This is a genomic window from Leuconostoc falkenbergense, assembly GCF_014634805.1.
GTDB lineage: Bacteria > Bacillota > Bacilli > Lactobacillales > Lactobacillaceae > Leuconostoc > Leuconostoc falkenbergense.
Genome location: NZ_BMBS01000003.1, coordinates 67,257 through 76,020 on the forward strand (window position 1 = coordinate 67,257; position 8,764 = coordinate 76,020).

Annotated in this window: 7 protein-coding genes and 1 tRNA gene; all 8 read left to right on the forward strand. The window is 39.9% G+C overall.

From position 1 onward, the window contains the following. Nucleotides 1-6: 6 nt before the first annotated feature. A complete protein-coding gene (gene uvrA / locus IEU71_RS01500) occupies nt 7-2,868 on the forward strand; it encodes an excinuclease ABC subunit UvrA (RefSeq protein WP_004911395.1) in 2,862 nt (953 codons plus the stop codon). Between the two features lie 124 nt (nt 2,869-2,992). Continuing rightward, nucleotides 2,993-3,115 (forward strand): putative metal homeostasis protein, encoded by a 123-nt coding sequence (locus tag IEU71_RS01505; protein WP_004911390.1) that lies wholly within the window; start codon nt 2,993-2,995, stop codon nt 3,113-3,115. Between the two features lie 75 nt (nt 3,116-3,190). Continuing rightward, nucleotides 3,191-4,159, forward strand: a complete 969-nt coding sequence (locus tag IEU71_RS01510; RefSeq protein ID WP_004911387.1) for a gluconeogenesis factor YvcK family protein — start codon at nt 3,191-3,193, stop codon at nt 4,157-4,159. Further along, nucleotides 4,160-5,104 carry a DNA-binding protein WhiA gene (gene whiA, locus IEU71_RS01515; RefSeq protein WP_004911385.1) on the forward strand — a complete coding sequence of 315 codons (945 nt, stop codon included), beginning with the start codon at nt 4,160-4,162 and terminating at the stop codon, nt 5,102-5,104. A gap of 86 nt (nt 5,105-5,190) precedes the next feature. Beyond that, complete coding sequence (locus IEU71_RS01520) at nt 5,191-5,793, forward strand: ATP-dependent Clp protease proteolytic subunit (protein ID WP_004911383.1); 603 nt, start codon at nt 5,191-5,193, stop codon at nt 5,791-5,793. Between the two features lie 316 nt (nt 5,794-6,109). Beyond that, nucleotides 6,110-7,105, forward strand: coding sequence for a D-2-hydroxyacid dehydrogenase (locus tag IEU71_RS01525; protein WP_004911380.1), 996 nt, complete (start codon nt 6,110-6,112; stop codon nt 7,103-7,105). 178 nt (nt 7,106-7,283) lie between these two features. Then, the gene (locus IEU71_RS01530) at nt 7,284-8,522 is read left to right on the forward strand and encodes a PTS sugar transporter subunit IIC (protein WP_004911378.1); all 1,239 of its coding nucleotides are present in this window, start codon (nt 7,284-7,286) and stop codon (nt 8,520-8,522) included. 44 nt (nt 8,523-8,566) lie between these two features. After that, nucleotides 8,567-8,637: transfer RNA gene (locus IEU71_RS01535), tRNA-Ala, on the forward strand. Nucleotides 8,638-8,764 lie beyond the last annotated feature (127 nt).

Here is an 8,764-nt window from a genome sequence, read left to right on the forward strand (position 1 = left end):
AAAAGAATGGCAAAAACACAAATAGAAATTCGTGGTGCTCGGGCACATAATCTAAAAAACATTGATGTGGATATACCAAAAGATCGCTTGACTGTTGTCACTGGTTTGTCGGGATCTGGTAAATCGTCGTTGGCATTTGATACACTTTATGCTGAAGGCCAACGTCGCTACGTGGAAAGCTTAAGTTCTTACGCTCGCCAATTTTTAGGTCAAATGGATAAACCAGATGTCGATTCTATTGATGGACTATCACCGGCGATTTCGATTGATCAAAAAACAACCTCCAATAATCCCAGATCAACGGTTGGGACTGTCACAGAAATTAATGACTATTTTAGGCTATTATATGCACGAGTTGGACGTCCAGACGATCCGGCTGACGGCACAAAAATTATGTACACAATTGATCAAATGGTCAATGATGTACTTGAACAGTTGGCTGAGGGTAGCCGTTTACAGGTTTTTGCACCGATCATTCAGCATCAACGTGGCTCACACGCTTCAGCTTTTGATGTGATGCGTAAACAAGGCTACATTCGTGCCCGAGTTGATGGTAAATTGATTGAGTTAGACTCAGACAATATCACATTAGATAAAAATGTAGCACACGATATCGATGTAATGGTTGATCGTATCGTTTTACGTGGTAACTCACGTTCACGCTTATATGATTCAATTGAATCAGCAGTACGGCTCGCGGCTGGTCGCGTGACAATTGATGTCGTTTCACGAGATGAAAAAGCAGAAGCAATTGTTCTAAAGTATTCAGATCATTATCTTGGTGAATTAAAAGATTTTCGTGTTGGTCGATTAGAACCGCGACTATTTAGTTTTAATGCACCGCTAGGTGCTTGTGAATTTTGTCAAGGATTAGGTGTTACACGCGAAGTCGATACTGATTTGGTTATTCCGGATTCACAAAAGTCTCTCAATGACGGGGCTATCGTACCATGGAACCCAATTTCATCTAATTATTATCCTGAAATGCTAAAGCAGTTTGCTGAGCAATTCAAGATTGATATGAACAAACCATTTGAGAAATTAACCACTAAACAAAAAGCCCTTATCCTAAATGGTTCTGGTGACAAGGACTTTCATTTTCATTATGAAAATGATTTTGGTGGTGTTCGTGATGTGGATATACCATTCGAAGGTGTTATCAACAACATCACTCGACGGTTTAACGAAACTAATTCTGATTTTACACGAGACCAAATGGCCAACTACATGACAGAGTTGACTTGTAAATCTTGTGGTGGATACCGTTTGAACCCGGCAGCTTTATCAGTTAAAATTGCGGGTAAGCATATTGGTGAAGTTTCTGAAATGCCTGTTGACCAAGAACTTGATTTTTTTAATGGTATCAGCTTAGGTCAACAAGATACAGAAATTGCCGCGCCGATTATTAAAGAAATTAAAGATCGTTTGGGATTTTTGGAAAGTGTTGGCTTAAAGTATTTAACGCTTTCTCGTTCTGCTCGGACACTATCCGGTGGCGAGTCTCAGCGTATTCGCTTGGCTACGCAAATTGGTTCTAATTTATCTGGTGTGTTATATGTTTTAGATGAACCATCTATTGGACTGCACCAAAGGGATAATGACATGCTTTTGGCATCATTGCAACGTATGCGTGATTTAGGTAATACGTTAGTAGTTGTGGAACATGATGAGGACACAATGCGTGCTGCTGACTACCTGATTGATGTTGGCCCGGGTGCTGGTGAACTTGGTGGAAAAATTGTTGCCAGTGGCACACCGGCGATTGTAGAGGCCAATCCCAACTCCTTAACGGGGCAATATCTGTCCGGTAAAAAATATATTCCCGTGCCGATTAAGCGTCGATCAGGAAATGGTGAGTGCATTACCATTAAAGGCGCTAAAGAAAACAACCTTAAAAATGTCACCGTAAAGTTTCCTTTGGGGAAGTTTATTGCTGTTACTGGGGTGTCTGGATCAGGAAAGTCAACGTTAGTTAACACGATTTTAAAACGAGCCCTCAAGCAAAAACTAAACAATAATTCTGAAAAACCTGGTCGTTTTCGTGCCATTGATGGTGTTGAAAATATTGAACAAGTTGTTGACATTGATCAATCACCAATCGGGCGGACGCCTCGTTCAAATCCTGCTACGTATACCGGCGTATTTGATGATATTCGTGATTTGTTTGCACAGACAAATGAAGCAAAAATGCGTGGCTACAATAAGGGGCGGTTTTCATTCAATACCAAAGGGGGTCGTTGCGAAAATTGTCGTGGTGATGGTGTTATCAAAATTGAAATGAACTTTTTGCCAGATGTCTATGTGGCTTGTGAGGTATGTGGCGGCACACGTTATAATTCTGAAACACTTGAAGTGAGCTACAAAGGCAAAAATATTTCACAAGTGCTGAACATGACAGCAACTGAAGCCCTTGATTTTTTTGCGCCAATTCCTAAAATAGCCCGAAAGTTGCAAACTATTAACGATGTTGGCTTAGGCTATGTCACATTAGGTCAGTCAGCCACAACCCTTTCGGGTGGTGAAGCACAGAGAATGAAACTGGCATCTGAATTGCATCGTCGTACTAATGGTAAAACGATGTATATTTTGGATGAGCCAACCACAGGGCTTCACACAGACGATATTGCGCGGTTACTGCTAGTTCTTGAAAGATTGGTTGATGCTGGCAATACAGTGGTTGTGATCGAACATAATTTAGATGTCATTAAATCTGCTGATTGGCTGATTGATATGGGACCTGAAGGTGGCGCAGGTGGTGGTGAAGTACTAGTCACGGGAACACCTGAAAAGGTCATGAAAACAGCTCAGTCCTATACAGGGCGTTATCTCAAAACGATTATTGAACGTGATTTGGCTCGTGCTAAATAGTTGCATTCCTATTTAAATGTGGTATAGTTATTAATTGTAAGTAAGATTGCTAGAGTAATTAATGTCATAAGACACTAATTACTCCGTCCCTATTTGCAAAAAAACAAATTGGAGATCTCATACAATGACAGAAAAATTAGACATTGCTTCAGCGGCTCGCAAGTTGAAAAGTCCTAATATTAAGACGCGTAAACGTGCCTTAAAGGCAATTCACGACCTAGCCCGTCAAAAAACAGTTTCTAAGTAGCATCTAGTCGTCCTACAAAATTGTGGGGCGGCTTTTTGTGTTAAAATTAAGTTAGTTTTTGGAAAGGTGCAAAATATGAAACCTAAAATCGTGATTATTGGCGGTGGTTCTGGCTTGCCAGTTATCATCAAGCCATTGGTCAGAGAAGCGGTTGATTTATCAGCCATTGTGACTGTTGCTGATGATGGTGGTTCAAGTGGGCTGCTAAGAGATTACATTAATATTGTCCCACCTGGCGATATTCGTAATATTTTGGTGGCTATGGCCGATGTTGACCCAGAAATTTTGAAGCTATTACAGTACCGTTTTCACGCAGAAGATGCATTTTTCGCAGAACATGCTGTGGGTAATTTAATTATTGCTGCAATTACGGAAATGCAGGGTAATATTTTTGATGCGGTGCAACGTTTAGCAGCGTTTTTACGTGTGCGTGGACATGTCTATCCAGTTTCAAATGAGCCACTGGTTTTACATGCAGAGTTTAAAAATGGATCAACTTTAGCTGGTGAGTCTGAGATTACGCATGCGCATCAGACGATTGATCATGTCTGGGTTACCGGCGATGAACCGGGTGAGGAACCTAAGGCAGCACCAGAAGTTGTGACAGCAATCATGAACGCGGATATGGTAGTATATGGACCAGGAAGCTTGTTTACTTCGATTTTACCAAACGTTGTGGTGCCAGAAGTGAGACAGGCTCTCCAGCAAACATCAGCCAAACAAGTCTATATTGCTAACATTATGACGCAAAAAGGCGAAACAGATGCGTATACAGATGCACAACATTTGCTAGCCCTTAACGCACATATTGGTGCTCCCGTCGTTAACTATGTTGTTTCAAACAGTAAAAAGGTACCAGACGATTTCGTTGATTTTCAAAAATGGAATGAGATTTCGAAACAAGTTAAACTTGATGAACCAGCGGTCAAAGTTCAAGGGGCACAGCAAATTGCCGGCGATTTTTTGCAATTGCGTGATGCCGGTGCTTTTCATGATGGTCAAAAAATTGCTGATAAATTGATTGAAATTTTAGGAAAACGATAGATGTCTTACGCTGCTGAAGTAAAAAAAGAACTGACTGGTTTGATTGTTCATGGTGCTAACGCTAAAGCGGAGTTATCGGCACTTATGCGTATGAATGGTGTCAGTACACTTGGACTAGATCAAAGTATTCGTGTCCAGACGGAAAATGCTGCAATTGCTAGACGTATTTATACACTTTTAAAACAAAGTTATGCCAATGTTGAGGTCGAAGTAACAGTCAGTGACCATAATCATCTTTCTCGGCACAAGTCATACGGTGTGTTGCTGAAAAGCCAGATTGATGATGTACTAAATGATCTCGGTGTTGACCCCTTTGGGCTTCATCCGGAAATTCCGTCACGAATTTTAAATCAAGTCGATAAAAAAAGGTCATTTCTACGCGGCGCTTTTTTAGCGACAGGTTCTGTAAATTCGCCCGAAAAAGCAAATTATCATTTAGAAATCTATACAACGCATGAAGAACTAGGCGAGCAACTTTTGGTGATGATGTCCGGGTTTGATTTGCCAGCCAAAATGACTGATCGCGGTAATGGCTTTATTGTCTATTTGAAACGTGCTGAAAAAATTGTTGATTTTTTACAAACCATTGGTGCGACACAATCAATGTTACGCTTTGAAGACATTAGAATGATGCGCGATATGCGAAATTCGGTGAATCGGTTGGTTAATGCTGAAACGGCTAACATGCAAAAAACGGCGATTGCCGCTAATAAACAAGTATCGCAGATTCAGATGATCGCAAAGCAAATTGGTGGTTTGGACTTTCTACCACAAAAACTGCGCGAAGTGGCACAAGCAAGACTAGATCATCCTGATGAATCACTAGCTGAACTTGGTGATATATTAGAAATTAGTAAATCAGGCGTTAATCATCGTATGCGAAAATTAAAGCAATTGGCAGAAATGATTGAAGCTGGTGAAACCTATGATTTAACGAAATTGTAAATTTTTAGCACTCGCGTCGTTAATGTGCTAAAATAATAATAAGTTAATTATTTGAATTAACCAAGCTAAGATACGAGGTAAAATTTATGTGGCCCGGAGTTATTGAACAAACTGCAAATGGACGTGAAAACTATGATTTGCCATCACGTTTATTAAAAGATCGTATTATTTTGGTGCAAGGAGAGGTCGAAGACAGTATGGCGACATCTATTGTTGCTCAGTTGCTGTTTTTGGAGGCTCAAGATCCAAATAAAGAAATTTCGATGTATATTAATTCACCCGGCGGTTCTGTAACAGCTGGATTATCAATCACCGACACGATGAACTTTATTAAAGCACCTGTGACAACTATTGTGATGGGACTCGCAGCTTCGATGGGGACTATAATTGCTGCTTCAGGTGAAAAGGGTCATCGTTATATGCTGCCTAATGCTGAGTACTTAATTCATCAACCAATGGGTGGTGCTGCCGGCGGTACGCAACAGACCGACATGGCGATTATTGCTGAGCAATTGACCAAAACACGTGCAAAATTGAACAAAATTTTGGCTGATGCTTCTGGTAAGGATTTGGATCAAATCGCGCACGATACTGAACGTGATAACTGGATGAGTGCCGAAGAGACATTGGAATACGGTTTTATTGACGGTATTTTAACAAAGTCTGGTGATAAGCCTATCTCAAAATAAAAACAACCGAGAGGTTGTTTTTTAATGCAGAAAAAAAGCAGCTTCATCACGGCTGCTTTCATGAATTTAGATGTTGCGGGCATCTAAAAAATTCGAAGGAGAGTCATCTAGCGATGACGTTATTTAGGAGAGTTTCCAGCGCGTGTTGCTCTGGAATATCTATAATATTACAGCTTAATTGTGAATAAAGTGTGTTTTTAGTTTAAGCATTTTGAGAACAAATTATGAGAAAAAATAGATGCGTGATAATTAAATGTCGTGCTTTCATTAGTGAAATAGGGTACAATGTAAGTGTAATAAAATTTTGGAGGAACTCATGAAGATTTTTGCTTACGGTATTCGTGATGATGAAAAGCCATCACTTGAAGAATGGAAAGCTGCTAACCCAGAGGTTGAAGTTGACTATACACAAGATTTGTTGACACCTGAAACAGCTAAATTAGCTGAAGGGGCTGATTCAGCTGTTGTTTATCAACAATTGGATTATACTCGTGAAACATTGACTGCTTTAGCTAATGTTGGTGTTACTAACTTATCTTTGCGTAATGTTGGAACAGATAACATTGATTTTGATGCTGCGCGTGAATTCAATTTTAATATTTCAAATGTCCCAGTTTATTCACCAAATGCAATTGCTGAACATTCAATGATTCAATTGTCACGTTTGCTACGTCGTACAAAAGCTTTGGATGCAAAGATCGCTAAGCATGATTTGCGTTGGGCACCAACAATTGGTCGCGAAATGCGTATGCAAACTGTTGGCGTTATTGGTACAGGCCATATTGGCCGTGTTGCCATTAACATTTTAAAGGGATTCGGCGCAAAAGTGATTGCCTACGACAAGTTCCCAAATGCTGAATTGCAAGCTGAAGGTTTGTATGTTGACACACTTGATGAATTGTATGCGCAAGCAGACGCCATTTCACTTTACGTGCCAGGTGTTCCTGAAAATCATCATTTGATTAACGCTGATGCGATTTCAAAGATGAAAGATGGTGTTGTTATCATGAACGCTGCTCGTGGTAATTTGATGGACATTGATGCCGTGATTGATGGTTTGAATTCTGGTAAAATTTCTGATTTTGGTATGGATGTTTACGAAAACGAAGTTGGTTTGTTCAATGAAGATTGGTCAGACAAGGAATTCCCAGATCCAAAGATTGCTGATTTGATTGCACGCGAAAATGTTTTGGTTACACCACATACAGCTTTCTATACAACAAAGGCTGTCTTAGAAATGGTTCACCAATCATTCGATGCCGCGGTTGCATTTGCAAAAGGTGAAACACCAGCCATTGCAGTTAAATATTAATTGAACGTATTTTACAAACATAAAACTGTTAAATTCCCAGACTAGACATCTGGGAATTTTTATGCGGGGTACTTGTGAAATGATAATCAAGTGATATAATTGTTAGTGTAATATATTTATGTGCTGTGTTGTTGAGATAGTGGGAGACATCACAAGCGTTGGAAAGAGGAAATTTGATATGACTATCAAAGCAGACGGCCAGAAATGGTCATCAAAAGCGTCGCAGGAAGTTCGGAATGAGGCTTATGCACGCAAAGCAAAAGAAAATGCGCCCGTGGCCTTTAGTGGTCAAACTAATTTACATTTAAAGGATTTTTTCTTTAAAGTATTATCAGGATCAGCTCAGGGAATTTTGATTGGTGTTTTGCCATCGGCTGTGATGAAATACATTATTCAATATTCAGGTTTAGGCACAACTGCTTTTGGTGCTAACTTGAGCGCTATTCTAACTTTATTTACATCGTTGATTCCATTTTTAATTGGTATGGCTGTTGCTTTACAATTTAAGATGAAGAGCTTGGATGTTGGTGTTGTGGCTATTGCAACAGCGGTTGCATCTGGTTCAATCAAATGGGCAGTTGCGCCAGCAGGGTTTGTTAACCCAGTAACTGGTTTGAAATCAGTTGCGCCAGCAAACATTTACATTGCCAGTGGTGCTGGTGATGTTATCAATGCTATGATTGTGTCTGCGATTGCTGTCTTTGTGACATGGTTAGTAGCCCGCTATTTGAAAGGATTTGGTTCAGTTGCAATTATTTTGAGCCCAATTATTGTTGGCGGTGGTGTTGGATTAATTGGTAAATCTATTGCACCTTATGTTGGTGATATTACGACTTGGATTGGTAACTTGGTGGAAACATTTACAAAGTTAGCGCCAATCCCAATGGCAATGTTGATTGCTATGGCGTTTGCAATTATCATTATCACACCTGTGTCAACTGTTGGTATTGCCTTGGCAATTAGTTTGTCTGGTATTGGTTCAGGTGCCGCAGCGATGGGTGTTGTGGCAACGACTATCGTCTTGCTAATTAATTCTTGGAAGGTGAATAAGCCCGGTGTAACGGTTGCGATTGCTTTGGGTGCTATGAAAGGTATGATGCCTTCTGTATTTGCTAAGCCTGTAACAATGTTGCCATTCTTATTGACGGCCGCAATTTCAGGTATTCCAGTGGCACTATTTAATATTCAAGGAACACCAACAACTGCTGGATTTGGTTACATTGGTTTGGTTTCTCCAATTCAGTCAATGGTTAAAGATGCTGCAGTGCCATCTTCAGTGATGAATAACTTCATCAATCCATTTGTGGCGATTATTGCATGGTTAGTCATTCCAGTCATTGCAGGGCTCATTGCACAATTTGTTTTCAGTAAGTTATTGAAATTATATACACCAATGGATTTCCAACAAGACTTGTAATTTATAATAAAAAATACATTGGCATAACAAAGCCATTGTATTTTGGGGTTATAGTATAGAGGGAGTACGGCTGGTTCGCAATCAGCAAACACGGGTTCGATTCCCGTTAGCTCCAATTAACATTTCATGGCGTTGCATAGGTTTCAAAAACCTTGATGTAGCGCTTTTTCTTATGAAAAACGTTGCACTGTATTTCATAGCATTTCACACAAAATGGGAAACTTTTAGGGAAACATTTTAAA